This window comes from Pseudoxanthomonas sp. Soil82, from assembly GCF_040446535.1.
GTDB classification, from domain to species: domain Bacteria; phylum Pseudomonadota; class Gammaproteobacteria; order Xanthomonadales; family Xanthomonadaceae; genus Pseudoxanthomonas; species Pseudoxanthomonas kaohsiungensis.
The window spans coordinates 164768-188970 of the sequence record NZ_JBEAAK010000005.1; the positions used below are offsets into that span (position 1 = coordinate 164768).

General features: G+C 70.6%; 23 protein-coding genes, 1 tRNA gene and 1 riboswitch. Of the genes, 13 read left to right on the forward strand and 11 right to left on the reverse strand.

Going from position 1 to position 24203, the window contains the following annotated elements:
- The first annotated feature begins 54 nt into the window (after nucleotides 1-54).
- Nucleotides 55-173, forward strand: a riboswitch (S-adenosyl-L-homocysteine riboswitch).
- Between the two features lie 35 nt (nucleotides 174-208).
- On the forward strand, nucleotides 209-1666 hold the full coding sequence (gene ahcY, locus ABKA19_RS14530) for an adenosylhomocysteinase (protein WP_353689508.1): 1458 nt from the start codon (nucleotides 209-211) through the stop codon (nucleotides 1664-1666).
- A gap of 99 nt (nucleotides 1667-1765) precedes the next feature.
- Here the strand turns inward: ahcY and ABKA19_RS14535 are convergent, their stop codons facing one another.
- Nucleotides 1766-2554: a hypothetical protein gene (locus ABKA19_RS14535; protein ID WP_353689509.1), complete on the reverse strand. Its 789-nt coding sequence runs from the start codon at nucleotides 2552-2554 to the stop codon at nucleotides 1766-1768.
- Between the two features lie 165 nt (nucleotides 2555-2719).
- The gene (locus ABKA19_RS14540) at nucleotides 2720-3277 is read right to left on the reverse strand and encodes a DUF3228 family protein (protein ID WP_353689510.1); all 558 of its coding nucleotides are present in this window, start codon (nucleotides 3275-3277) and stop codon (nucleotides 2720-2722) included.
- A gap of 135 nt (nucleotides 3278-3412) precedes the next feature.
- Between ABKA19_RS14540 and metF the strand changes: the two genes are divergently transcribed.
- The 3 genes from metF to ABKA19_RS14555 all read left to right on the forward strand — a co-directional run bounded on the left by metF (nucleotide 3413) and on the right by ABKA19_RS14555 (nucleotide 5981).
- Nucleotides 3413-4237, forward strand: coding sequence for a methylenetetrahydrofolate reductase [NAD(P)H] (gene metF, locus ABKA19_RS14545; protein WP_353689511.1), 825 nt, complete (start codon nucleotides 3413-3415; stop codon nucleotides 4235-4237).
- Nucleotides 4238-4281: 44 nt separating this feature from the next.
- A complete protein-coding gene (locus ABKA19_RS14550) occupies nucleotides 4282-4971 on the forward strand; it encodes a hypothetical protein (RefSeq protein ID WP_353689512.1) in 690 nt (229 codons plus the stop codon).
- Between the two features lie 98 nt (nucleotides 4972-5069).
- Nucleotides 5070-5981 carry a branched-chain amino acid transaminase gene (locus ABKA19_RS14555; protein WP_353689513.1) on the forward strand — a complete coding sequence of 304 codons (912 nt, stop codon included), beginning with the start codon at nucleotides 5070-5072 and terminating at the stop codon, nucleotides 5979-5981.
- A gap of 39 nt (nucleotides 5982-6020) precedes the next feature.
- On the opposite strand, the gene ABKA19_RS14560 is transcribed toward ABKA19_RS14555, so the two are convergent.
- The 6 genes from ABKA19_RS14560 to ABKA19_RS14585 form a co-directional block, all read right to left on the reverse strand.
- A complete protein-coding gene (locus ABKA19_RS14560) occupies nucleotides 6021-7403 on the reverse strand; it encodes a sensor histidine kinase (RefSeq protein WP_353689514.1) in 1383 nt (460 codons plus the stop codon).
- Nucleotides 7393-8076: a response regulator transcription factor gene (locus ABKA19_RS14565; protein WP_162377687.1), complete on the reverse strand. Its 684-nt coding sequence runs from the start codon at nucleotides 8074-8076 to the stop codon at nucleotides 7393-7395. The genes ABKA19_RS14560 and ABKA19_RS14565 overlap by 11 nt, the downstream gene beginning before the upstream one ends.
- Before the next feature lie 19 nt (nucleotides 8077-8095).
- Entirely contained in the window at nucleotides 8096-8599 is a 504-nt protein-coding gene (locus ABKA19_RS14570; protein WP_353689515.1) for a hypothetical protein, read from the reverse strand.
- 315 nt (nucleotides 8600-8914) lie between these two features.
- Nucleotides 8915-9793 carry a 30S ribosomal protein S6--L-glutamate ligase gene (rimK, locus tag ABKA19_RS14575; RefSeq protein ID WP_353689516.1) on the reverse strand — a complete coding sequence of 293 codons (879 nt, stop codon included), beginning with the start codon at nucleotides 9791-9793 and terminating at the stop codon, nucleotides 8915-8917.
- Nucleotides 9794-9864: 71 nt separating this feature from the next.
- Nucleotides 9865-9938, reverse strand: a tRNA-Gly gene (locus tag ABKA19_RS14580).
- Between the two features lie 76 nt (nucleotides 9939-10014).
- Nucleotides 10015-11811 carry an autotransporter outer membrane beta-barrel domain-containing protein gene (locus ABKA19_RS14585; protein WP_353689517.1) on the reverse strand — a complete coding sequence of 599 codons (1797 nt, stop codon included), beginning with the start codon at nucleotides 11809-11811 and terminating at the stop codon, nucleotides 10015-10017.
- Nucleotides 11812-11958: 147 nt separating this feature from the next.
- Between ABKA19_RS14585 and thiS the strand changes: the two genes are divergently transcribed.
- From thiS to ABKA19_RS14605, 4 genes are all read left to right on the forward strand, one after another.
- Nucleotides 11959-12159, forward strand: coding sequence for a sulfur carrier protein ThiS (gene thiS / locus ABKA19_RS14590; protein ID WP_162377684.1), 201 nt, complete (start codon nucleotides 11959-11961; stop codon nucleotides 12157-12159).
- Between the two features lie 218 nt (nucleotides 12160-12377).
- Nucleotides 12378-13172, forward strand: coding sequence for a thiazole synthase (locus ABKA19_RS14595; RefSeq protein WP_162377683.1), 795 nt, complete (start codon nucleotides 12378-12380; stop codon nucleotides 13170-13172).
- Nucleotides 13173-13174: 2 nt separating this feature from the next.
- Complete coding sequence (trmB, locus tag ABKA19_RS14600) at nucleotides 13175-13939, forward strand: tRNA (guanosine(46)-N7)-methyltransferase TrmB (protein WP_353689518.1); 765 nt, start codon at nucleotides 13175-13177, stop codon at nucleotides 13937-13939.
- Between the two features lie 95 nt (nucleotides 13940-14034).
- On the forward strand, nucleotides 14035-15894 hold the full coding sequence (locus ABKA19_RS14605) for an SLC13 family permease (RefSeq protein WP_353689519.1): 1860 nt from the start codon (nucleotides 14035-14037) through the stop codon (nucleotides 15892-15894).
- A 175-nt stretch (nucleotides 15895-16069) separates the two neighbouring features.
- Here the strand turns inward: ABKA19_RS14605 and ABKA19_RS14610 are convergent, their stop codons facing one another.
- The gene (locus ABKA19_RS14610; RefSeq protein ID WP_353689520.1) at nucleotides 16070-16423 is read right to left on the reverse strand and encodes a Rieske (2Fe-2S) protein; all 354 of its coding nucleotides are present in this window, start codon (nucleotides 16421-16423) and stop codon (nucleotides 16070-16072) included.
- 64 nt (nucleotides 16424-16487) lie between these two features.
- Here ABKA19_RS14610 and ABKA19_RS14615 point away from each other — a divergent pair, with 64 nt between their 5' ends.
- From ABKA19_RS14615 to ABKA19_RS14635, 5 genes are all read left to right on the forward strand, one after another.
- Complete coding sequence (locus tag ABKA19_RS14615) at nucleotides 16488-16772, forward strand: hypothetical protein (protein WP_353689521.1); 285 nt, start codon at nucleotides 16488-16490, stop codon at nucleotides 16770-16772.
- A 56-nt stretch (nucleotides 16773-16828) separates the two neighbouring features.
- The gene (locus ABKA19_RS14620) at nucleotides 16829-17575 is read left to right on the forward strand and encodes a fumarylacetoacetate hydrolase family protein (RefSeq protein WP_353689522.1); all 747 of its coding nucleotides are present in this window, start codon (nucleotides 16829-16831) and stop codon (nucleotides 17573-17575) included.
- A gap of 69 nt (nucleotides 17576-17644) precedes the next feature.
- A complete protein-coding gene (mscL, locus tag ABKA19_RS14625) occupies nucleotides 17645-18049 on the forward strand; it encodes a large-conductance mechanosensitive channel protein MscL (RefSeq protein ID WP_162377677.1) in 405 nt (134 codons plus the stop codon).
- A 91-nt stretch (nucleotides 18050-18140) separates the two neighbouring features.
- On the forward strand, nucleotides 18141-19556 hold the full coding sequence (locus tag ABKA19_RS14630; RefSeq protein ID WP_353689523.1) for a M28 family peptidase: 1416 nt from the start codon (nucleotides 18141-18143) through the stop codon (nucleotides 19554-19556).
- 109 nt (nucleotides 19557-19665) lie between these two features.
- Nucleotides 19666-21702 (forward strand): glycoside hydrolase family 97 protein, encoded by a 2037-nt coding sequence (locus ABKA19_RS14635; RefSeq protein WP_353689524.1) that lies wholly within the window; start codon nucleotides 19666-19668, stop codon nucleotides 21700-21702.
- Nucleotides 21703-21782: 80 nt separating this feature from the next.
- Here the strand turns inward: ABKA19_RS14635 and ABKA19_RS14640 are convergent, their stop codons facing one another.
- Nucleotides 21783-22637, reverse strand: coding sequence for a TrmH family RNA methyltransferase (locus ABKA19_RS14640; RefSeq protein ID WP_353689525.1), 855 nt, complete (start codon nucleotides 22635-22637; stop codon nucleotides 21783-21785).
- Nucleotide 22638: 1 nt separating this feature from the next.
- Complete coding sequence (locus ABKA19_RS14645) at nucleotides 22639-24138, reverse strand: alanine/glycine:cation symporter family protein (RefSeq protein ID WP_353689526.1); 1500 nt, start codon at nucleotides 24136-24138, stop codon at nucleotides 22639-22641.
- Nucleotides 24139-24203: the final 65 nt, after the last annotated feature.

Genomic DNA, 24203 nt, shown 5'->3' on the forward strand with positions numbered 1-24203 from the left:
CAGGTGCCACCGGGTTCATCCACCGATCCCGATGGACCGATATAATGCGCGCCGCCCGCCGAGGGGCGCTGCGACCATGGACATGCGGATCTTCCGCAGAGCCGCACTTCGTGTGGCTTCGATCCACGGCCAGGCTCGGCATGGCATTACCGCGACAACGGCGCCCGGCGACAGCGAGACCCGTCTCGCCATAGACCCGGAGCACACCATGAACGCACTGCCCAAGACCTTTTCGACCGAGGGCGACTACAAGGTCGCCGACATCTCCCTGGCCGACTGGGGCCGCAAGGAGATCGACATCGCCGAGCACGAGATGCCGGGCCTGATGTCCATCCGCCGCAAGCACGCCGCCGCGCAGCCGCTCAAGGGCGTGCGCGTCACCGGCTCGCTGCACATGACCATCCAGACCGCGGTGTTGATCGAGACCCTGAAGGACATCGGCGCCGACGTGCGCTGGGCCTCGTGCAACATCTTCTCGACCCAGGACCATGCCGCCGCCGCGATCGCCGCGTCGGGCACGCCGGTGTTCGCCTGGAAGGGCGAGACCCTGGAGGAGTACTGGGACTGCACCCTGGACGCGCTCACCTTCACCCTGGCCGACGGCACCCTCACCGGCCCGGAGCTGGTGGTCGACGACGGCGGCGACGTGACCCTGCTGATCCACAAGGGATACGAGCTGGAGAACGGCAGCGACTGGGTCAACACCCCGTCGGGCAACCACGAGGAGCAGGTGATCAAGGACCTGCTCAAGCGCGTGGCCAGGGAGCGTCCCGGCTACTGGGCGCGCGTGGTCAAGGACTGGAAGGGCGTGTCGGAGGAGACCACCACCGGCGTGCACCGCCTCTACCAGCTTGCCGAGGCCGGCACCCTGCTGGTGCCGGCGATCAACGTCAACGACTCGGTGACCAAGAGCAAGTTCGACAACCTGTACGGCTGCCGCGAGTCGTTGGCCGACGGCCTCAAGCGCGCGATGGACGTGATGCTGGCCGGCAAGGTCGCCGTGGTCTGCGGTTACGGCGACGTCGGCAAGGGCTCGGCGCATTCGCTGCGCGCCTACGGCGCCCGCGTGATCGTCACTGAAATCGACCCGATCTGCGCGCTGCAGGCGGCGATGGAGGGCTTCGAGGTCGCCACCGTCGAGGACAGCCTCGGCACGGCCGACATCTACGTCACCACCACCGGCAACAAGGACATCATCACCCTCGAGCACATGAAGGCGATGAAGGACCAGGCCATCGTCTGCAACATCGGCCACTTCGACAACGAGATCCAGGTCGACGCGCTGTACGCGTCCGGCGCGGTGAAGACCAACATCAAGCCGCAGGTGGACAAGTTCACCTTCGCGGCTTCCAACGGGAATGCAGGCAACAGCATCTTCCTGCTGGCCGAGGGCCGCCTGGTCAACCTGGGCTGCGCCACCGGCCACCCGTCGTTCGTGATGTCCAACAGCTTCTCCAACCAGACCCTGGCCCAGATCGACCTGTGGGCGAACAGGGACGTCTACGAGAAGACCGTGTACCGCCTGCCCAAGAAGCTGGACGAGGAAGTGGCGCGCCTGCACCTGGAGAAGATCGGCGTGAAGCTGACCCGGCTGACCCAGGCCCAGGCCGACTACCTCGGCGTGGCCGTGGAAGGGCCGTACAAGCCCGAGCACTACCGCTACTGACCGCGACCAGCGATCGGACTGCAAGAGCGGGCGCCGCAAGGCGCCCGTTTCCGTTCCGGGCAGTGTGCGGGCGGCACGGAGCCGCCCCCAGGCAACCGCTCAGGCGGCACCGGCCGCGACCGGAACCGCTGTCGCGGGCGGCAACGGGGCGGCGGCATGGGGACGCTCCGGTTCCACATGGCGTATGCCGGTCTCCCCGGCGTCCGGCGCCGAAGCAACCTTCAGCGCGATCGAGCGCATCGCCTCGGTCACCGCGCCCAGCGGCACCCGCTCGGCCAGTCGCCGGAACGTGTCGCGGCTGTCGTAGCCGGAGCCATCGCGCGGATACATGTCGTACATCGACAGCAGCTCCTCGCAGGCCGCCGCGAGCGCCTGCTGGTTGCCGCCGGCCAGCGCCCGGCCGACCCGGTCGAAGGTATGCAGGCAGTCGGACAGCCAAAGCAGGTCGTAGCGGGCCTTCGCCGGTTCGGGGCCGTGGTGCCCGCGGGTGAACGCGCTGTAGCCGCGGATCGCCGCGGCCACGCGGGCCACGTGCTCGAACAGCAGGCCGATCTCGGCGGAGATGTCGAGGCTGTCGACCACCACCATCGGGAACGAACGCCCCGCAGCCGACTGGCCCTGCTCCCGCGCCTGCGCACCGGCGTCCGCGTCGACGTTCCGCTTCAGTGCCAGGTAGTCGCGTTCAAGCGCCTCGAACTGCGCGGCGGTGGCGGCCGCGCGCTCCTCGAGCCTGCGCACGGCGGCGCGATAGCGGGCGTTGTGCTGCTGCGCGGCCTCGTGGTCCAGGCGCTCGCGGCGCAGGCGGCCGCCCCAGACCAGGGCAAGGACCGTCGCCAGCATCGCCCAGCCACCGAGGACAGTCATGAGGATGATCGGGAACGTACCCATGCGCACCTGCGGGAATGGCCGACGAAGATTGGTCCCCGCGCTGCCACACGCTCGCGGCGACGCGACCACCCGGAGGGAGGGGGACCTGACCTACATCGGCAGCCGACGCCGGATCCTGAAGGCCTGCCGGCCCCGGGGAACACGGCAAGGCTCGAGGCCGGCCGCTCAGGGACGCCAGTTGGCGTTGGCCTCCCAAAACTCGACGCTGCGCCGGTAGGCCTCGCGGTCCAGCGGCACGCCCGACCCGCCCTCGTCCACGCCCAGCGCATTGCGCATCATGGTCACCGGCGCCATCGGGATCTCCTCCGGCTGCAGGGTGTAGAGGCAGCCGACCACGCCCCAGTCGGCTTCGATCGGCGTCCCCTCCCGTGCCAGCTGCTCGCGGCTGTAGAGGATCACGACCAGGTACTCGGCCACCGGCGGCTGCACGCCCTCGAACCAGCGCACCAGCACCGGCAACTCCTCGCGGCTGCGCGCCTCGTAGGCCGAACGCAGCAGGTGCCGGTTTTGCGCCGTCACCGGCACGGTCAGGCAGCGGGTCGAGGTCCAGTTGCGGTGGACGTGCAGCTTGCAGAACGGCGCGTAGCCATCCAGCACTTTCACAGGCGCGTGCCCGTTGAGATGGCGCTCGAACTGGTCGGGCGTGCAGTCCTGGATCGCATTGCCGCGCGGCGTGCGCGGGAACAGGCGGGCGCGGGCGAAATCGGTGAGGACAATCGACATGCGGCAGTCCGGCGGTGGGGGCGACAGGGTAAACGCGCCAGCGACCGGTGCTGCCGGGACCGCGACCGTCCAGCAATGCTTCACATCCATCGCGATAAAGAGATATTATCCGGGCCGACCCGCCGGAACCCTGCGATGACCGCCCCCGTCAGCTTCGAGTTCTACCCGCCCAAGACCGACGAGCAGCGCACCCAGCTCGACCGCGCCGCGGCCAGGCTGAAGGCGCACGCACCCGAATACGTGTCCTGCACCTTCGGCGCCGGCGGCTCCACGCTCAGCTACACCTCCGAGACCGTGCGCCACCTCAACCAGCACCACGGCTTCGAGGCCGCGCCGCACCTGTCCTGCGTGGGCGGCAACCGCGAGGAGATCCGCGAGCTGCTCAAGCTCTACCGGGCGATCGGCTGCCGCCGCATCGTCGCCCTGCGCGGCGACCTGCCGTCCGGCATGGGCTTTCCCGGCGACCTGCGCTACGCGGCCGAGCTGGTGCAGCTGATCCGCGCCGAACACGGCGACCGCTTCCGGATCGAAGTGGCCGCCTACCCCGAGACCCACCCCCAGGCCGAGGACGCGCTGGCCGACCTGCGCCACTTCAAGGCCAAGGTCGATGCCGGCGCCGATGCGGCGATCACCCAGTACTTCTACAACGCCGACGCGTACTTCCGTTTCGTCGACGACGCGCGCCGGCTGGGCGTGGAGGTGCCGATCGTCCCCGGGATCATGCCGGTGTCCAACTTCACCCAGCTGCGACGCTTCTCCGAAGCCTGCGGCGCGGAGATCCCGCGCTGGATCGGCAAGCGGATGCAGGCCTTCGGCGACGACGCCGAGGCGATCCGCGAATTCGGCGCCGACCTGGTCGCCGGCCTGTGCCGGCGCCTGGTCGCCGGCGGCGCCCCCGGCCTGCACTTCTACACGCTGAACCTGGCCAGGCCCACCGAGGCCGTGCTCGCGCGCCTGTGACCGGCGTGCTTTCCGCGGATGCAGGCCGCGGCTAGGCTGGCGGCATGGAACGGCTCCTGCCCCTGCTCGCGTGCGTGGTCCTCGCCGCGTCGCCGGCAACGGCGCGCACCCAGCAGGTGCAGCGCTGCATCGGCGCGGATGGACAGGCGGTCTACACCGACCGGCGCTGCGACGACCTCGGCGCGGTATCGCGCCTGCCACCGGCCGCGGCGGGAGAAGGGCCGCGCCTGTTCCGCGGCGGGTGCCCGCGCCGGCTGAGCCAGCTGGTCGGCGAGATCGGCGCCGCGATCCAGGGCCAGGACATCAACCGCCTGGCCAGCGTCTACGACTGGAGCGGGGTGTCCGACGCGTCGGCCGCGCGGCTGCTCGACCGCCTCGAAGGCGTGGTCGAACGGCCGCTGGTGGACATCGCGCCGGTCTACGCGGGCAACGACGCGCCGGCCTTGCCTGCGCCGCCGCCGGAAGTCCCGGCGGATGCGCAGGAGCCCACGACGACGCCCTCGAGCGGTCCGGCGGCATGGATGCCGAGCTGGAACAGCAGTGAAGGCGCCGGCGCCGCTCCGCCGACCGAAGCCGCCCCCGTCCAGGCGCCCGTTGCGGCGGCTGCGCCGGCACCCGCCCGGTCGCGACCGGTCGCCCTGCGCGTCGAGCAGACGCTGTCCGGCAGCGCTACCCCGGTCCGCACGGTCTTCGGACTGCGCAGGAATTACGGCTGCTTCTGGATCAGCCTGTAGGCGCCGTCCGATGGCGTGCCGGGTCGGGACGGACCCGGCGCTGCCCGCGCCCTGCCCTTGCGGCAGAATAGACCCCTCCCCCCGCGCGGAGCAGGCCGATGCAGTTCCCCGAGAAGATCTGGCACAACGGCGCGATCAAGCCCTGGGCCGAGGCCACCACCCACGTGATGGCGCACGCGATCCACTACGGCTCCTCGGTGTTCGAGGGCATCCGCGCATACGATACTCCGCAGGGCACGGCGATCTTCCGCCTGGCCGACCACAACCGGCGCCTGTTCAACTCGGCGAAGATCTACGACATCGCCATTCCGTACACGCTGGAGCAGATCAACGCGGCCTGCCGCGACATCGTCAGCGCCAACGGCCTGCGCGCGGCGTACCTGCGGCCGGTCGCGTTCCGTGGCGCAGGCAGCGTCGGCATCGCCGCCGACACCCCGATCGACGTCGCCGTGGCGGCGCTGGATTTCGGCCGCTACCTCGGCGCGGAGGCGCTGGAGCAGGGCATCGACGCCTGCGTGTCCAGCTGGCAGCGGTTCGCGCCCAACACCGTGCCCGCCGGCGCCAAGGCCGGCGGCAACTACCTGTCCGGACAGCTGGTCACGCGCGAGGCGCGCCGCCACGGCTATGGCGAAGGCATCGCCCTGGCCTCGACCGGGCTGCTGAGCGAAGGCGCCGGCGAGAACCTGTTCCTGGTGTTCGACGGCGTGTTGCACACCACCCCGGCCAGCGCCTCGATCCTGACCGGCATCACCCGCGACTCGATCATCCGGCTCGCGCGCGATGCCGGGATCGAGGTGGTCGAACGCGACATCCCGCGCGAGTACCTCTACCTGTGCGACGAGCTGCTGATGTGCGGCACCGCCGCCGAAATCACCCCGCTGCGCTCGGTGGATGGCAAACCGGTCGGCGACGGCAGGCCCGGGCCGGTGACGCGGCGGCTGCAGCAGCTGTTCTTCGGCCTGTTCGACGGCACCACGCCGGATACGCGCGGCTGGCTGGACTACATCTGAGGTGCGGCGGCGACAGGCGCGTGCAGGCAGCGGCGGGCTTCAACCAGCTCCACCCGCGGTGGCCGGCGGCCTGCCGCCTCCGAACGACAGCGTCGCCACCACGCCCTGCTCGCCGTCCTGCCGCGGACGCACGCTGACGTCCCAGCCATAGAGGTCGCACAGCCGGCCGACGATCGACAGGCCGATGCCCGCGCCCTGCGAGTGGCCGGCGTGGGTGCCGCGGTAGCCGCGCTGGAACAGCCGCGCCGCGTCCTCCTCGCTCAAGCCCGGGCCGGTGTCGACGACTTCGACCGCATCGGCCAGCAGGCGCAGCAGCACCTCGCCCTGCGGCGTGTACTTGACCGCGTTGCCGACCAGGTTGCCGAGCGCCACCGACAACGCCGCTTCCGGGGCATCGACCACCAGCCCCGGTTCGCCCTCCATCCGCAGTTCCAGCGGCTTGCCGCCGAGCTGGGCGCGGTGCGATTCGAGCAGCTGTTCGGCGACCCTCGCCACGTCGCTACGGCCCTGCCCGCGCTCGTTGCGCGAGAGCAGCAGCAGAGAGCCGATCAGGTCGCTGCATTGCTGTTCGGCACGCTGGATCCGCAGCAACCGCGCCCGCGTGCGCTCGTCCAGTTCCGGGCGCGACAGCAGCAGCTCGACCGCGCCCTTGATCACCGCCAGCGGCGTGCGCAGCTCATGGCTCACGTCGGCGTTGAACTCGCGGTCGCGCTGGACCACTTCGGTCAGCCGCTCGGAGTAGTCGTCGAGCGCCTCGGCCAGCTGGCCAACCTCGTCTTCCGGGAAATGCGGTGCCAGCCTGCGCGGCTGGCTGCTGCCGCGGTAGGCGCGCAGGCGCGCCGCCAGTTCGGTCACCGGCCGCATCACCCGGGCCGCCGACCACCAGCCGATCACCAGCGACAGTGCGCTGAAGATCAGGATGGAGACGTACAGCGCGCGCTTGAGCTGGGCCTCGCCGCGCAGCGTCTGGGTCATGTCGTAGGCGAGGAAGAACCACTCCTCGGGGGTCTTGCGCACCGCCAGCTTGTAAGCGAACTGCTCGCCGTTTTCGTCGCGGCCGGTGATGTTGTGGATGCCGTCCGGAAGTTCGTACCAGTCCGGCTGCATCACCCGAAGCAGCTCGAAGTCCTCGCGCTTCACCACCCGCCCGCGCATCTGCTGCACCGGCAGGTCGGGATTGCGACTGGGATCCACGTAGAAGCGGCGCGCGAACTCGTCGATATTGCTGTTCAGCACGTCCTCGACCAGCTGGTTCTCCACCCGCTGGCGCGAGTAGTCGGTCAGGAACGCGAACAGGGCCGTCAGGCCGGTGCCCAGTAGCAGGAACGAGAGGATGATGCGGGTGCGCAGCCGGCGGCGGAAACGCCGTGGGTTGCGCGCCGGGGGACCGGCGCCGTCGGCCGCCGCGCCGTCAGTTGCCAACGTCGGGCGCCGCGATGCGGTAGCCGATGCCGTGCCGGGTCTGGATGTAGGGAACGGGGAACGGCTTGTCGACCACCGCGCGCAGGCCATGGATGTGCACGCGCAGGGAGTCGGAATCGGGCAGCTCCTCGCCCCAGACCCGGGTTTCCAGTTCCTGGCGCGTGACCACCGCCGGGGACGCCTCCATCAGCGCCTGCAGGATCTTGAGCGCGGTGGGGTTGAGCTGCAGCAGCCGCCCTTCGCGCCGCACCTCGAGGGTGTCGAGGTTGTACTCGAGGTCGCCGGTGTTCAGCACCCGGGTCTGCACGCCCTTGCCGCGGCGCGACAGCGCGTTGAGCCGCACCTCGACTTCCTGCAGCGCGAACGGCTTGATCAGGTAGTCGTCGGCGCCGGAGTCGAAGCCGGCCAGCTTGTTCTCCAGGCTGTCACGGGCGGTGAGCATCAGCACCGGGGTCTGCTTGCGCGCTTCGTTGCGCAGCTTGCGGCACACCTCGATCCCGTCCATGCCCGGCAGGTTCAGGTCGAGCACGATGGCGTCGAAGTCGTGGACCACGGCCAGGTGCAGTCCGGTCACGCCATCTGCGGCGAAATCGACGGTATGGCCGCGGTCCTCGAGGTAGTCCCCGAGGTTGGCCGCGATGTCGCTGTTGTCTTCGATGACGAGGATGCGCATGGGGTCGGGTCGCAAGTGATCAGGTACCCGGGCAGCTCACGCCCGGCACGCACACCACCCGCATGTTGGTGCGCAGGGCACCCTGGCTCTGCTCCATGTCGCGGCGCCGTTCGGCGACCGTCTTGCACATGGTGGTGGTGCGGTGGGAGCCGACCTTCTTCTCGCGGGTGCAGACCTGGCGGCTGTCCTCGCGCGCTTCCGTCAGCAGCGTGTTGACCAGTTCCTGCTCGTTGAAGACCTCGACCCGGGCCTCGATCGCGAGCTGGTCCACGTTCTGGACGCCGCCCAGCAGGCCGGCGATGCGATCGAGCGAAGTGGTGACGCGTTTGCGGTCGTCGGGGCTGATCTCGCTGTAGGTCTTGCCGTCGCCGAGCGCCTTGATGATCGCGTTGCGCTGCGCCTCGAAGGACTGGCTGACGTCCAGGCCCTTCTCCGGCGAGAACGCGCTGCCCTGCGATGCGATCTTGGCAACGGCGAACGTGGGCGACAACACAAGGGCAATAAGCAGGACCAGCTTGTTCATCCGTGACCTCGCACGTGGGGATGGATTGGGGACTGCAAGGAGCCGCCAATGAGCGGCCGCACCTCGATTCTGCCTGCCGATGCCGGGCCGGGCAAACGGCGGAGTCCGGATACAAAAAGGCCCAGGCCGTGGAAACCGCCTGGGCCAAAGGATTGCCCCGATTACCGTATCTCGTATGACGGCGGGGACGAGGATCCCCGCCTGACGATGGAGCTGCGGTCCGACGGAGCCTAAGCCGGATTCGATTAAAGGGGTGTTAAACCGGGCGTTTCGAGACCCCCTGAGACGCCAACAAGTTCGATGCAAATATCTGATTCATATTGATATTTTTTTTGATACGAAGTCGATGATCGCCCCCGCCACGTCCGCCCGGCAGGCGCCTTCGACGCCCTCCAGGCCGGGGGTGGAGTTCACCTCCAGTACCAGGGGACCGCGCTGCGAGCGGATCAGGTCGACGCCAGCCACGCCCAGGCCCAGGGCCCGCGCCGAGCGCACCGCCACGGCCTGCTCCTCGGCCGAGGCCTCGGCGGGGGAGGCTTCGCCGCCGCGGTGCAGGTTGGAGCGGAACTCGCCCTCCGCCGCCTGGCGGCGCATCGCCGCCACGACCCGGTCGCCGACCACGAAGCAGCGCAGGTCCGCGCCGCCGGCCTCGGCAACGAACTCCTGGACCACGAAGCTGGCATAGAGCCCGCGCAGCGTCTCGACCACCGCCCGCGACGCCGAGACCTTCTCGGTCAGCATCACTCCCGCGCCCTGGGTGCCCTCGTTGAGCTTGATCACGTGGGGCGGCGGGCCGAGCAGGGACAGCAGGTCGTCGGTGTCGTCCGGGTTGTCCCCGAACGCGGTCGACGGCAGGCCGATGCCCTGCGCGGCCAGCAACTGGTGCGCGCGCAACTTGTCGCGGGCGCGCAGGATCGCGTCGGAGGGATTGGGCGTGTAGCTGCCCATCAGTTCGAACTGGCGCAGCACCGCGGTGGCATAGCGGGTGATCGAGGTGCCGATCCGCGGGATCACCACGTCGTAGCCGTGCACCGGCTTGCCCTTGTAGCGCATCGAGAAGCCGTCGGGCGCGATGCGCATGTAGCAGCGCAGCGGGTCCAGCACGCGCACGCTGTGGCCGCGCAGGCGCGCGGCCTCGACCAGCCGGCGGGTGGAATACAGCGAGGCGTTGCGGGAGAGGATCGCCAGCTTCATCGGTACGCCACCGGGGCCACGAAGGCCTTGAACGCGAAACGCCGCGGGTCTCCGCGGCGTCAGGCGAGGCTTGGAGCGGGTGATGGGAATCGAACCCACGTTAGCAGCTTGGGAAGCTGCAGTTCTACCATTGAACTACACCCGCGAGGTCCGGAAGTCTATGCGCCCGCACCGGGCCGCGCAACGCCGGCCCGGTGCGTCCTACCGGCCCCGCCCGGCGGTCAGAACGTGCCGCCCAGGCTGAGGAACAGGCTGGTGTCGCTGCCACCGTCCTGGCCCGCACTGGCACGCGCGCCGACATCGGCCGACAGGCCGAAGGCGTCGAAGCGCGCACCCAGCACCACGGTGCCGTAGTCGCCGTCGAACTCCACGGCGGGAACCGCATATTCCTGGCCCGGCATGGTCTGCAGGCGGGCGAAAACCTCCTCCTGCCCGTCCTCGAACTCGTGGTCCCAGGTGGCGCGCAGGTACGGCGACCAGCCGCCGGTGTCGTAGCTGGCCTGCCAGCCCAGGCTGCCGACCAGCGAATCCACCGACTGGTCCGAATAGGCCAGCGCGGTGGACGCGGGATTGCCCTCGCTGTAGCCGTCGACGTCGATGGCCTGCCACAGCAGGCCGGCGATCGGCCCGTGGCGGAACGCGCCCTCGCCGAACCCGTAGCCGCCGTTGATGCCGAAAGCGGTGTTGCTGCCGTCGGTGGACCCGGCATGGCGGCGCATCGCCGGCCCCATGCGCACGTCGCGGGTCACGTCGTAGTCGAGGCTGGTGTAGCTGGCCTGCGCATTGACCCAGCTGCGCTCGCCGTACCAGCCGAGGAAGCCGCCGAAGGTCGCATCGGCCTGCTGGAAGTCGCCGCGGTTGCCGCCGAAGTCGGCATCCATGCGGCCGTAGCCCAGGAAGCCGCCGGCGACCAGGCCGTTGCCATTGGCCCAGTCGAGGCCGAACAGGCCGGCCGGGGCCATGCCGTCGTAAAGGTCGGCATGGTCGTAGCGCTGGGTGTCCGCGCGCAACCCGCCCCACCAGCTCAGGCCGGCGGCTTCCGGCGCCTGCGGAAGGTGCCAGGCGACTTGGTCGGCGCGGCTGCGGCCGATCACCTGGGCGGAATGCGGCAGGATCCCGACCAGCTGCGGTCCCTCGAGCACGGAGATGGCGTAGTCGGCCAGGATCGCGTGCGCGCCGCCGCTGGGGTGCACGCCATCGGCGAACAGGTAGGTCGTGGCGGCGTCCGGCGCCACCAGCGACGACGGATTGCAGGTCAGCGAGCTGCCGCTGGGCGGCAGGCAGGCGGTCTGGGTGACGTTGCGCATGCCGTAGGTGCCTGGGCTGGCCACCACTTCGCGCAGCATGCTGAAAGTGTCCAGCGGGATCACCCGGTAGCCGGCCTGGGCCAGCGCGCCGTACATCGACGTGTTGTAGGTCGTGGCCAGCTGGGTCAGCGTCGCCTGCGCCACCGGGCCGGCGGCGATCGCATTCGGGGTGATGCCCATGTCCGGCAGGCTCGGCACCAGGATGTAGCGCGCGCCGGCCGCATCGAGCGTGCCGACGATCTGGACGACGCCGCCGACGGCGGTGGCGAGGGTCTCCTGCGGCGGTGCGCCGGCGGCGACCGCGAACAGGTCGTTGGCGCCCGTCCATACCGTGTACAGGGTGTCGGGATTGGCCTTGCCGCCGTTGGCGGCCAGGTAGCGGCCGACCTGCGACACCGTGGACTCGGCCGCGCCGTTCTGCACCGTCACCCGCGAGCCGCCCTGGGCGTAGTTGTCGCCGCCCTGGTTGTCGGTGAAGCCGTTGCCCTCGTAGCGCTCGGCCAGGTACTCGGCCCAGACCCAGGCCGGGTTGGTGGTGAACTTGCCGGTGACCGGCCGCACGCTGGGGGGCAGCTGGTTCTGGAAGTGCCCGGAATCGGTGAGGCTGTCGCCGAAGAAGACGGCACCTTCGAACTCGCCCGCGAGGGCCGGTGCGGCCGCGAGGGCCAGGGCAACGGCGAGCGCCGAGCGGAGCGGACGGGAAGCGGACATGGAATCTCCTGGTGGGTTCTTGCCTGGGGTCCGGCAGGACGGTCGGCGCATCACGTACGGATGCGCATGGTCGCCATGGTCCGCCCAAAGGCCGGCAGCACTCACGCTGCGCTGCGGCAAGCGGGGCGGCGATGCGACAATGCGCCCATGGACATCGCATTGAACGGGGAGCCGCGCACCCTGCCGGGCGGCACCACCATCGCCGGCCTGCTGCAGGCCGAGGGCCTGGCCGGGCGCCGGGTGGCGGTCGAGGTCAACGGCGAGATCGTCGCCCGCGCCGCGCACGACAGCCTTGCGCTGCAGGCGGGCGACCGGGTCGAGATCGTGCACGCGCTGGGCGGCGGTTAGGCCATGCAGCCGGGGGGCGGGAACCCGCGCCCGCGCGCCAGACGGCCTGGCGGTGGCCATTGGCCGTTGGCCGGTGCCCCGCTTGCCGATGCGGTTCGACCTCGAGTTCCCGCCTTCGGCCTGTTCCGGCCAGGCGTGGCGGGCGGACGGCCGCAACGATCCGGGCGCTGGCGACGGCGACGGTTCACGCCCCCGGCGCCGCGGGCCATAATCGTCCGATGGACAACACCCCCGCACGTGATCCGCTGGCCATCGCCGGCCGGACCTTCCACTCGCGCCTGCTGACCGGCACCGGCAAGTTCAAGGACCTCGACGAGACCCGCCGCGCCACCGAGGCCGCCGGCGCGCAGATCGTCACCGTCGCCATCCGGCGGACGAACATCGGCCAGAACCCCGGCGAGCCCAACCTGCTCGACGTGCTGCCGCCGGAGCGCTACACCATCCTGCCGAACACCGCCGGCTGCTACACCGCCGAGGACGCGGTGCGCACCTGCCGCCTGGCGCGCGAACTGCTCGACGGCCACAACCTGGTCAAGCTCGAGGTGCTCGGCGACCAGCGCACGCTCTACCCGGACGTGGTGCAGACGCTCAAGGCCGCCGAGCTGCTGGTCGCCGACGGCTTCGACGTGATGGTCTACACCAGCGACGACCCGATCCTGGCCCGCCAGCTCGAGCAGATCGGCTGCTGCGCGGTGATGCCGCTCGCCGCGCCGATTGGTTCCGGCCTGGGTATCCAGAACCGCTACACGCTGCTGGAGATCATCGAGAACGCCAAGGTGCCGATCATCGTCGACGCCGGCGTCGGCACCGCTTCCGACGCGGCCATCGCCATGGAGCTGGGCTGCGACGGCGTGCTGATGAACACGGCCATCGCCTCGGCGAAGGATCCGGTGCTGATGGCCAGCGCGATGCGCAAGGCGGTGGAGGCCGGGCGCGAAGCGTTCCTGGCCGGCCGCATCCCGCGCAAGCGCTACGCCAGCGCATCCTCGCCGGTGGACGGCCTGATCGCCTGACGATGACCAACCCGTTCGAAAGCGAAGGCGCCAAGGCTCCGCCGAAGCCCTACACCGCCGGCGAAGGCCGCCGCGAGATCCGCAGCTTCGTGCTGCGGCAGGGCCGCTTCACCCCGGCCCAGCAGCGCGCGTTCGACGACGCCTGGCCGCGTTTCGGGCTCGACTACACCGGCACCCCGCGCGACCTGGACGCCGCCTTCGGCCGCAGCGCGCCCAAGGTGCTTGAGATCGGCTTCGGCAACGGCGAGGCGCTGCGCTTCGCCGCCCGCCAGGATCCCGCCCGCGACTACATCGGCCTGGAGGTCCACGCGCCGGGCGTGGGCCGCCTGCTCAACGCGCTGGCCGAAGACGGCAGCGACCACGTGCGCGTGTACCACCACGATGCGGTGGAAGTGCTGCGCAACGAGATCGCCGACGGCGCCCTGGACGAGATCCGCATCTATTTCCCGGACCCCTGGCACAAGAAGCGCCACAACAAGCGCCGGCTGGTGCAGCCGGAATTCGCCGCCCTGCTGGTGCGCAAGCTTCGCCCGGGCGGGCGCCTGCACCTGGCCACCGACTGGGAGCCGTATGCGGAGCACATGTGGGACGTGCTCGAGTCCACGCCCGGACTGGCCAACCGCGCCGGGCCGCGCGGCCACGTGCCGCGCCCGGAATGGCGACCGGAGACACACTTCGAGCGGCGCGGCGTGCGCCTGGGCCATGGTGTGTGGGACCTGCTGTATGACCGCACCGACGCGGCGGCGCTAAACTCGCCCCCAGCATGAGCCACGCCCCGCCCGACCCGGACACAGCCCGGACCGCCTGCCCCGGTCGCGCCCGGCGCGTTGCCTCCGCCACGCCCTAAGGACCCCGGCGCGCAATGGAATCCGGCCTGACCCTGACCAACGACATGCGCCTGGTGCTCGGGTTGGTCGGGTTCACGATGGCCATGTTCCTGTTCGAGCGCATCCGCGCCGACCTGGTGGCGCTGTCGGTGCTCGTGGTGCTGGGCATCACCGGGCTGATCGCACCGGAGGAGATCTTCAGCGGCTTCTCCGGCAACGCGGTGATGAGCATCATCGCCACCATGGTGCTCGGCGCGGGCCTGGACCGTACCGGCGCGCTCAACCGCCTGGCCGGCTGGCTGCTGCGCCGCGGCCACGGCAAGGAGCAGCGCCTGCTGGCGATGACCTCGCTGGTGGCCGGCCTCAACTCCTCCTTCATGCAGAACCCGTCGGTGATGGCGCTGTACCTGCCGGTGGCCGCGCGGCTGTCCGGGCGCAGCGGCCTGGCGATGTCGCGCCTGCTGCTGCCGCTGGCGGCGGCGATCGTGATGGGCGCGGCGCTGACCATGGTCGGCAACTCGCCGCTGATCCTGCTCAACGACCTGCTGGTGTCGGCCAACAACAACCTGCCCTCGGGCATGGCCACGCTGGAGCAGCTGCCGATGTTCGCGCCCGCGCCGGTGGGCGTGGTGCTGCTGGCGGCTTCGCTGCTGTACTTCCGCTTCTACGGCAACCGCAAGCTGGCGGCGCTGGAAGACGGCGGCGGCGAGAACGTCACCCCGGCCCGCACCGAGAGCTACTTCGCCCGCACCTACGGCATCGAGGGCGACGTGTTCGAACTGGCGGTCAGTGCCGAAAGCCCGCTGGTGGGCATGTCGGTGGCCGAGGCCGAGTCGATGCACGATGCACCGCTGCTGCTGGCGCTCAAGTCCGGCAACGACACCCGGCTGGCGCCGCCGGCGGACATGCGCATCTGGGTCGGCAGCGTGCTCGGCGTGATGGGGCCGCGCCAGCAGGTCCACGATTTCGCCCAGAACCACTTCCTGCGCATGTCCTCGCGGCTGCGCAACCTGGGCGACCTGTTCAACCCGGCGCGCGCGGGCATCTCCGAGGCGGTGGTGCCGCCGACCTCGCGCTTCATCGGCAAGACCGCGCGCGAGCTGCGCCTGCGCCAGCAGGCCGGGATCAGCCTGCTGGCGATCAACCGCGACAAGCAGGTGATCCGCGACGAGGTCCGCTCGATGCCGCTGCGCGCCGGCGACATGCTGGTCTTCCACGGCATCTGGCAGGACCTGGCGCGCGCGGCCGAGAGCCGCGACTTCGCCGTGGTCACCGACTACCCCAAGGGCGAGCAGCGCCCGCACAAGTTCAAGATCGCCATGGCGATCTTCGCGGTGACGATCCTGATCGCCCTGTTCGGCAAGCTGCCGGTGGCGCTGACCCTAATGACCGGGGTGGTCGGCATGCTGCTGGCCGGCGTGCTGAAGATGGACGAGGCCTATGCGGCGATCAACTGGAAGACCGTGTTCCTCACCGCCGGCCTGATCCCGCTGGGCTGGGCGATGGACAGCAGCGGCGCGGCGGCGTGGGTCGCCGGCCACACCCTGGACAAGCTGCCCGACGGCACCCCGCCGTGGGCGCTGCAGATCGTGGTGGCGCTGCTGACCACCGGGTTCTCGCTGGTGATCAGCCACGTCGGCGCGACCATCGTGATGGTGCCGATCGCGATCAACCTGGCGCTGGCGGTGGGCGGTGACCCGACCGCGTTCGCGCTGATCGCCGCGCTGTCGGCCTCCAACAACCTGATGACCGCGTCCAACCCGGTGATGTCGATGATCACCGGCCCCGCCAACTACTCCGCACGCGACCTGTGGCGCGTGGGCGGGCCCCTGGCGCTGGTCTACACCGTGGTCGCGGTGGGCGTGGTCAACCTGATGTTCTGGGGCGGCCGCTAGGCGCATTCGCCAGGCTCGGACGCGGGCGAACGTGTCGGCGGCCGAATCCCCGTGCCCTGCATGGGCTCGTGCAGGGAACCGCCGCCCGCCATTGAATGTAGGAGCCGATTTATCGGCGACCCTAATCCCGTTCCAGTGCGGGTGATCCCGTATCGGGTCGCCGATAAATCGGCTCCTACAAAGGCGAGGGCGACAGCCAGACCTGGCCGTCTCGCACTTCCACCGCGACCGGGCGCAGCGCATCGCCGCGGCAGGGGCCGGCCACGCACAGTCCGCCATCCAGTTCGAACGACGCCCCATGCGCCGCGCAGACCAGCAGGCCCTCGCGACTTTTCAGGAACTGCCCCGGCGCCCAGTCCAGGCGGCGGCCGGCGTGCGGGCAGACGTTGAGCCAAGCGCGCACCGCGCTGGCCTGGCGGTACAGGATCAGCGATTCCGCGTCCTCGCCCAGGCGCACCTCGACCTCGGCCAGCGCGCCCTCCGGGATCGACTCCAGACTGAGCAGTGGTTCAGCGTTTAACGATCCCATCACAACCTCGCCGGCGCGGGCGCCGATACTGGCGACCGTTCGCCATTCTGGCACGTGGACTCCGATGCACGCCCGCTCCTTCCGTTTCGATACCACCCAGCTCCATGGCCTGTTCGCCGCGCCGCGCAAGCCACGGATGCCGCTCCTGCGCGTTGCGCTCGGCCTGGTCGGGCTCGCGCTCCTGGCCGTGCTCGTGTTCTTCGGGGTGTTCATCGGTGCGGCGATGCTGGCCGCGGGAATGGCCTGGCGCCTGTTGCGCAGGCCGCAGGCGCGCCGGCAGGCGGGAGGCCAGGTCGTCGACGCCGACTACCGGGTAGTGAGCAAGCCGGAACTGCCGACCCCGCGCTGAGCGCCCGCCCGGCCGCTGCGCGTAGACTGTCCGGCCCCCCGTCGCCGGACCGATCGATGAGTGACGCACGCGCCCACGAGGCCAGCCCCGCCGCCCCCCGGGCGGACGTGATTCCCGTTCCCGCCGTGCCGCGCGTGGACGTGCGCGGCGGCGGCCGTTTTCCGGTACACCGCATCTACTGCGTCGGCCGCAACTTCGCCGACCACGCCCGCGAGATGGGGGCGGTCGCGCCGGCCTCGAAAGCCGAGCGCGGCACGCCGGTGTTCTTCATGAAGCCGGCCGATGCGATCGTCACCGGCGAGGTGGTCGCCTATCCGCCGGGCACCGCCGACCTGCACCACGAAGTCGAGCTGGTGGTGGCCATCGGCCACGACGCACCGCCGGGGGTGCTGCCGGTGGAACAGGCCCAGGCGCTGGTGTTCGGCTACACGGTCGGGCTGGACCTGACCCGCCGCGACCTGCAGGCCGCGGCCAAGGCCAAGGGCCTGCCCTGGGACACGGCCAAGGGCTTCGACCAGTCCGCCCCGATCGGCGAGCTGGTGCCCGTCGCCGAGGCCGGCGAACTGGGTGCGCGGGTGCTCTCGCTGCACGTCAACGGCCAGCCGCGCCAGCAGGCGCCGCTGTCGGACCTGATCTGGGACGTCCCGGAAATCCTGCACGAACTGTCGAAACTGTACGCACTGCGTGCCGGCGACCTGGTGTTCATGGGCACGCCGGCCGGCGTCGCCGCGCTGCAGCCGGGTGACCGCTACGAGGCAAGCCTCGAGGGTATCGCGCGCCTGCAGGGACGCATCGAGGCGTGATCCGCCGGCGATGCGCCCCGGGTTAGGCTAGGCGGGCCCCGCACCGGGGCCGACATCAAGGAGACACGCATGGGCATGATCAGCGAGTTCAAGGAATTCGCGATGCGCGGCAACGTGATCGACCTCGCCGTGGGCGTGGTCATCGGCGCCGCCTTCGGCAAGATCGTCACCGCGCTGGTGGAGAAGGTGATCATGCCGCCGATCGGCCTGCTGCTGGGCGGCGTCGACTTCTCCAAGTGGGTCTGGGTGTTGAAGGAAGCCAGCGTGGACGCCGCAGGCAACCCGGTGCCGGCCGTGGGCATTGGCGTGGGCGAATTCCTCAATGCGATCGTCCAGTTCGTGATCGTGGCCTTCGCCATCTTCATGCTGGTCAAGGCGATCAACCGCATCTCGCGCCGCGAGGCGCCGCCGCCGCCCGGGCCGACCGAGGAAGTGCTGCTGCTGCGCGAGATCCGCGACTCGCTCAAGCGCTGAGCCACCGTCACCCGCCGCTCCCGTGACCATGCGCACGGGAGCGGGATGGTGGCGTTTGCTAGGCTCGACGGATTGCCTGCCGGAGTCCGTGATGCGCCTCGCCCTGCTTGCCACCGCCCCGATCGTTTCGATACTGCTCGGCTTCGCCACCCCGGCGACCGCCGCCGAAACACGCATTCCCGAACGGGCCCTGGCCCAGGCCGAACAGCTGCGCGAACGCGCGCTGGCCGACGACACCGGCTGGAAGGTCACCGAATCGCTGACCACCGAGGTCGGACCGCGCCTGGCCGGCAGCGAGGCCGATGCGCGCGCGGTCGCCTGGGCCAAGGCCAAGTTCCAGGAGCTGGGCTTCGACCGCGTCTGGACCGAGCCGGTGACGTTCCCGAAGTGGGTGCGCCGCAGCGAGAGCGCGGCGGTGGTCGGCGCGCATGCGCAGCCGCTGCAGATCACCGCGCTGGGCGGCAGCCCGGCCGGCACGGTCGAAGCGCAGGTCGTGCGCTTCGCCGACCTGGCCGCGCTGGAAGCGGCGCCGGACGGTTCGCTGGCCGGGAAGATCGCCTTCGTCGACTACCAGATGCCGGCCGCGCGCGACGGCAACGGCTACGGCAAGGGCAGCGCGGTGCGCTCGAAGGGCCCGTCGGCGGCGATCCGCAAGGGCGCCAGCGGCTTCCTGATGCGCTCGGCCGGCACCGACAACCACCGCGTGCCGCACACCGGCATTACCCGCTATGACGAAGGACTCACCCCGGTACCGTCGGCGGCGCTGAGCATTCCCGATGCCGACCAGCTCGCGCGGCTGCTGGCGCGCGGCCCGGTGACCGTGCGACTGGCGGTCGACGCCGGGTGGGACGGCGAGTACACCTCGCAGAACGTGATCGGCGAGATCACCGGGCGCAGCAGGCCGAAGGAGATCGTGCTGATCGGCGGCCACCTGGACTCGTGGGATCTGGGCACCGGCGCGGTCGACGATGCGGCCGGCATCGGCATCACCATGGCCGCGGCGAAGCTGATCGCGCAGCTGCCCAGGCGCCCCGCGCGCAGCATCCGCGTGGTCGCGTTCGCCAATGAGGAGCAGGGCCTGCACGGCGGCAAGGCATACGCCAAGGCGCATGCCGCCGATGTGGCCAGGCACCAGCTGTCGGCCGAGAGCGACTTCGGCGCCGGCCGCATCTACGCGTTCAACACCGGCGCGCCGGAGCATGCGCGCGCGGCCACCGCGCAGATCGCGCGGGCGCTGGCGCCGCTCGGCATCGAGTACGCGCCGGACAAGGGTGGCCCCGGGCCCGACATCGGTCCCCTGGCCGCCCAGGGCGCGACCTGGGCCTGGCTGGCCCAGGACGGCACCGACTATTTCGACCTGCACCACACCGCCGACGACACGCTGGACAAGATCGATCCGGCGGCGCTGGCGCAGAACGTGGCCGCCTACGCCGTGTTCGCCTACCTCGCCGCCGAGGCCGATGGCGATTTCGGCAGCAGCGCGAAGTCCGGCGACGCCGCGCCCTGAGCCCGCGGCGCGCTGCAGGCGGCGTATGCCGCCTGCGCCATGAGGGTATTCCAGACACGACGCGGACTTGCGGTTTACCCTGCCGGGCGTGCCCTGGAGGGATACCGGAATGCCTGCGAGTCGCGCCCTGCTCCTGACCATCGCCCTGCTGGGTTTTGCTCCGCGGGGCGAAACCGCTCCTGCCGCACCGCTGCAGCTGCAGTCGCCCGGCGGCCAGGCGAAGGTCGTACTGTCACTGGATGGCGAAGGCCGCCCGTCGTACGCGGTGGAATGGAACGGCAAGACGGTGCTGCTGCCCTCGCCGCTGGGCGTGCAGCTGGGGCCGGAGGACCGGCTGGATCGCGGGCTGCGCGTGGTCGACGCGCGCCGTGGCGGCAACGACAGCACCTACGAACTGGTGGCCGGCAAGGCCAGCCGCGCGCGCGACCACTACCGCCAGCTCGAAGTGGACCTGGCCGACGCCGACGGGCGCACCCTGGGCGTGGTCCTGCGCGCCTACGACGACGGCATAGCGCTGCGCTACCGCGTGCCGCTGCCCGCGCGCGGCGACCTGGTGGTGAAGGAGGACCTCACCGGCTTCCTGTTCCCGCGCGACTACGCCTGCTGGATGCTCAACCTCGGCACCTTCGGCACCAGCCACGAAGGCGAGTACGACCGCTTCGCCGCCTCGAAGCTGCGACCAATGCACCTGATCGAGTTGCCGCTGGTCTGCCGCACCGGCGACGGCGACGCCAGCTTCGCCATCGCCGAAGCGGACCTGGACCGGTTCGCCGGCCTGTACCTGAGCGGCCGCGGCGACGGACGCCTGGGCGTGGAAGCGCGCCTGTCGCCGCGCCTGGACGAACGCGGCATCGCGGTGCGCCTGCCGCGTGCCCAGGTCGCCGCCGGCGGCCACCTGACCCCCTGGCGCGTGCTGATGCTCGGCGACAGTCCCGGTGCGCTGGTCGAATCCAACCTCATCTCCAGCCTCAACCCGCCCACCCCGATCAAGGACACGTCCTGGATCCGCCCCGGCAAGACCGCCTGGGACTGGTGGTCGGGTGGCCTGGCCCCGGACGTGGCGGACGCGGGCATGAACACCGCGACGATCAAGCGCTACATCGACCACGCCGCGGCGCTGAAGCTGGAGTACATGCTGATCGACGACGGCTGGTACGTGGGCAGCCTCGGCAACGGCCTGTACAACCCTGAGGCCGACATCCTGCGCGCGGTGCCGGAGCTGGACCTGCCGGCGGTGGTCGAATACGCGCGCCAGCGCGGCGTCGGCATCTGGGTGTGGGCGCACTGGAAGTCGCTGGAACCGCGCATGGACGAAGTCTTCGCGCGTTACCGCGACATGGGCATCCAGGGCGTCAAGGTCGACTTCATGGACCGCGACGACCAGGACATGGTCGCCTTCTTCCACCGCATGATGGCCAGCGCCGCCGAGCACCGGCTGATGCTCGACCTGCATGGCGCCTACCGTCCCACCGGCCTCAACCGCACCTGGCCGAACTTCCTCACCCAGGAAGGCGTGCTCGGTGCCGAGTACAACAAATGGAGCCGGCGGATCACCCCGACCCACAACGTGACCCTGCCGTTCACCCGCATGCTGCTGGGACCGATGGACTACACGCCGGGAGGCTTCCGCAACGTGACGCCGGAACAGTTCCAGCATTCCTTTACCGGACCGAAGGTGATGGGCACGCGCGCCCACCAGCTGGCGATGTTCGTGGTCTACGAAAGCGCGCTGCAGATGGTGGCCGACAGCCCGGACGTCTACGTCGGCAAGGAGGGCGGCCTGGCGCCCGGCGCCGACTTCCTGTCGATCGTGCCGGCGACCTGGGACGAGACCCGCGTGCTGGCCGGCGAGATCGGCGAGTACATCGTGGTCGCCCGGCGCAGCGGTCGCGACTGGTACATCGGCGCGATGACCAACGAGCAGCCGCGCACGCTGGAGGTGCCGCTGGACTTCCTGGCCGGCGCGGACTACCAGGCCACGCTGTGGCGCGATGGAGGCGCGCCGACGGACGTGCGCCGCGAGGAGAAGCGGATCGATGCCGGGCACCGGACGCTGTCGCTCGAGCTGTCCGGCGGCGGCGGCGCGGCGGTGCACCTGGCGCCGCCGTCGCCCCGCATCACGACCGCTTCGCGGGCCCCGCGGTAGCCGGCGCCCTGCCGGCCGCACGCCCGCGGAAATCCAGGGAAGTCCGCTCGCGTCCGACGCCGCGGTCAACCGCGCGCCGCCTACGCCTGCCGGCGCGCCGCCCAGCGCGACAGGAACACCGCGGTCGCCGCCGCCACGTTGAGGCTTTCCACCGCGCCGCTGCCCGGAATCGACAGGCGGCGGTCGCAGGCGGCGGCGAGGGCCGCATCCATGCCCTCGCCCTCGGCGCCCATCACCAGGACCAGGCGCGCCGGAAGCTCCACCGCGAACAGGTCCTCGCCGCCACGCACGACCGTGGCGGCGAGCTGGAACCCTGCCCTGCGCAACGCGTCGATCGCCTCGACCGCCGGTGGCAGCCGCACCAGCGTCACGGCTTCGGCGCCGCCTTCGGCCACGCGCGCGGCCGCGCCGGAGAGCGCCAGCGGCGAACCGGCGGGCAGCAGCACCGAGGCGCCGAAATGCGCGGCGGTGCGCAGGATCGCCCCGAAGTTGTGCGGGTTGCCGACGCCATCGAGCCATAGCGCCAGCGCCGCCGGGCCCAGCCCGTGCAGCCAGCCGTCCAGCGGCTGCGGCTCCACCCGCAGCACGTCGGCCACCACGCCTTCATGGTGCGAGCTGGCAGCCAGGCGCTCCAGGTCGCCTTCCTCGACCACGCGGTAGCCGACCCGGTGCTTGACGCACCAGGCCAGCAACGGCTTCAGCGCGGGGATGCGGGATTCGACCAGGTAGAGCTTGCGGATCGCCTCGGGCCGGCGACGGAACACCGCGTCGACCGCATTGAGGCCGTACAGCCGCACTTCGCTGCGCGCGGCGGCCGGCACCGCCGGCTGCGGATCGCGCGACGCCGTCGGATGCCGACGCGGGCGATCGGCACCGGGGCGTGGACCGCTCGGGGGCTGTGCGCGCGGTGGTCGCTTGTCCCAGGGTCCGGCCATCTCAGCCGCGCGCCTTCCAGAAGTCGGCGTTGCGGATGCCCAGCGCCTCCGGGTCGAACACCGGGTCCAGGCCCAGCTTCTTCTGGCGCTCGTAGTCGCGCAGCGCCAGCAGGGCCGGCTTCTGCAGGATCAGGATGGCGATGACGTTCAGCCACGCCATCAGGCCGACGCCGATGTCGCCCAGGGTCCAGGCCATCGCGGCGTTGTGGTAGGCGCCGAACACCACCATGCCGATGATGCCCAGCCGCAGCAGCAACGTGGCCAGCGGGTGGGTCTTCTTCACCCCGGCCAGGTAGGTGAGGTTGGTCTCGGCCATGTAGTAGTACGCCATGATCGTGGTGAAGGCGAAGAAGAACAGCGCCAGCGCCACGAACCCCGCGCCCCATCCCGGCAGCACCGACTCCACCGCCGCCTGGGTGAACTGCGCGCCTTCCGAAGGCTGCACGCCGGGCACGCCCTCGACGATCGCCACCAGCGCCTGCTGGCCGTTCTCTGTCACGGCTTTGAACGTGTTGTACATGCCGGTGGACAGCAGCAGGAAGGCGGTCGAGGTGCACACCAGCATGGTGTCGAAGTAGATCGCGAACGCCTGCACGTAGCCCTGCTTGGCCGGGTGCGAGACCTCGGCGGCCGCGGCGGCATGCGGCCCGGTGCCCTGGCCGGCTTCATTGGCGTAGATGCCGCGCTTCACGCCCCAGGCGATCGCCTGGCCGATGATCGCGCCGAACGCCGCGTGTGCGCCGAACGCACTCGAGAAGATATCGGCGAACATCGCCGGCACCTTGCTGGCGTTGGCGATCATCACGATCACCGCCATCAGGATGAAGGCCAGCGCCATGAACGGCACCACGACTTCGGCGAAGGTGGCGATGCGCTTGATGCCGCCGAAGATGATCAGCGCCAGCACCGCCGCCACGCCCACGCCCAACCACAGCTTCAGTGCGCCGGGACCACCCACGGCCTCGCAGGCACCGGCGCCGCACAGCACGTTGCTGGCGCTGTCGGCGATGGCATTGGCCTGCACGCCCGGCAGCAGCAGGCCGGTGGCGACGACCGTGGCCACGGCGAAGGCCACCGCGTACCACTTCAGGCCCATCGCCTTCTCGATGTAGTACGCCGGACCGCCGCGGTAGCGGCCCTCCGCGTCCTTCTCCTTGTAGATCTGCGCCAGGGTGCATTCGATGTACGAGGTCGAGGCGCCAAGGAAGCCCATCACCCACATCCAGAACACCGCGCCCGGGCCGCCGTAGGCGATGGCGGTGGCCACGCCGGCGATGTTGCCGATACCCATGCGCCCGGCCATCGAGATTGCCAGGGCCTGGAACGAGGAGACACCGGCGTCGGACTTCTGGCCGGTCACGGTGAGCCGGCACATCTCGGCGAATCCGCGCACCTGCATGAAGCGGGTGCGGAACGAGAACCACAGGCCGGCACCCAGGCACAACGCGATCAGGGCGTTGCTCCAGATGATGCCGTTGATCCAGGCAAAAAAGGCTTCCACGGGGATGGGTCTCCGGCCGTCGTGTCGCGGGTAAGGGATGGGGCGGCGGTCGCCGTCCAGTGCCT

Bases quoted from the DNA above. Each gene is read 5' to 3' on its own strand.
- ABKA19_RS14640 (WP_353689525.1), bottom strand. From the start codon at position 22,637: ATGGCCGGACCCTGGGACAAGCGACCACCGCGCGCACAGCCCCCGAGC.
- thiS (WP_162377684.1), top strand. From the start codon at position 11,959: ATGGACATCGCATTGAACGGGGAGCCGCGCACCCTGCCGGGCGGCACC.
- ABKA19_RS14550 (WP_353689512.1), top strand. From the start codon at position 4,282: ATGGAACGGCTCCTGCCCCTGCTCGCGTGCGTGGTCCTCGCCGCGTCG.
- ABKA19_RS14555 (WP_353689513.1), top strand. From the start codon at position 5,070: ATGCAGTTCCCCGAGAAGATCTGGCACAACGGCGCGATCAAGCCCTGG.
- ABKA19_RS14615 (WP_353689521.1), top strand. From the start codon at position 16,488: ATGCACGCCCGCTCCTTCCGTTTCGATACCACCCAGCTCCATGGCCTG.
- ABKA19_RS14635 (WP_353689524.1), top strand. From the start codon at position 19,666: ATGCCTGCGAGTCGCGCCCTGCTCCTGACCATCGCCCTGCTGGGTTTT.
- ABKA19_RS14630 (WP_353689523.1), top strand. From the start codon at position 18,141: ATGCGCCTCGCCCTGCTTGCCACCGCCCCGATCGTTTCGATACTGCTC.
- mscL (WP_162377677.1), top strand. From the start codon at position 17,645: ATGGGCATGATCAGCGAGTTCAAGGAATTCGCGATGCGCGGCAACGTG.
- ABKA19_RS14620 (WP_353689522.1), top strand. From the start codon at position 16,829: ATGAGTGACGCACGCGCCCACGAGGCCAGCCCCGCCGCCCCCCGGGCG.
- ABKA19_RS14585 (WP_353689517.1), bottom strand. From the start codon at position 11,811: ATGTCCGCTTCCCGTCCGCTCCGCTCGGCGCTCGCCGTTGCCCTGGCC.
- ABKA19_RS14565 (WP_162377687.1), bottom strand. From the start codon at position 8,076: ATGCGCATCCTCGTCATCGAAGACAACAGCGACATCGCGGCCAACCTC.
- ABKA19_RS14605 (WP_353689519.1), top strand. From the start codon at position 14,035: ATGGAATCCGGCCTGACCCTGACCAACGACATGCGCCTGGTGCTCGGG.
- ahcY (WP_353689508.1), top strand. From the start codon at position 209: ATGAACGCACTGCCCAAGACCTTTTCGACCGAGGGCGACTACAAGGTC.
- ABKA19_RS14570 (WP_353689515.1), bottom strand. From the start codon at position 8,599: ATGAACAAGCTGGTCCTGCTTATTGCCCTTGTGTTGTCGCCCACGTTC.
- trmB (WP_353689518.1), top strand. From the start codon at position 13,175: ATGACCAACCCGTTCGAAAGCGAAGGCGCCAAGGCTCCGCCGAAGCCC.
- ABKA19_RS14540 (WP_353689510.1), bottom strand. From the start codon at position 3,277: ATGTCGATTGTCCTCACCGATTTCGCCCGCGCCCGCCTGTTCCCGCGC.
- rimK (WP_353689516.1), bottom strand. From the start codon at position 9,793: ATGAAGCTGGCGATCCTCTCCCGCAACGCCTCGCTGTATTCCACCCGC.
- ABKA19_RS14595 (WP_162377683.1), top strand. From the start codon at position 12,378: ATGGACAACACCCCCGCACGTGATCCGCTGGCCATCGCCGGCCGGACC.
- ABKA19_RS14610 (WP_353689520.1), bottom strand. From the start codon at position 16,423: ATGGGATCGTTAAACGCTGAACCACTGCTCAGTCTGGAGTCGATCCCG.
- metF (WP_353689511.1), top strand. From the start codon at position 3,413: ATGACCGCCCCCGTCAGCTTCGAGTTCTACCCGCCCAAGACCGACGAG.
- ABKA19_RS14535 (WP_353689509.1), bottom strand. From the start codon at position 2,554: ATGGGTACGTTCCCGATCATCCTCATGACTGTCCTCGGTGGCTGGGCG.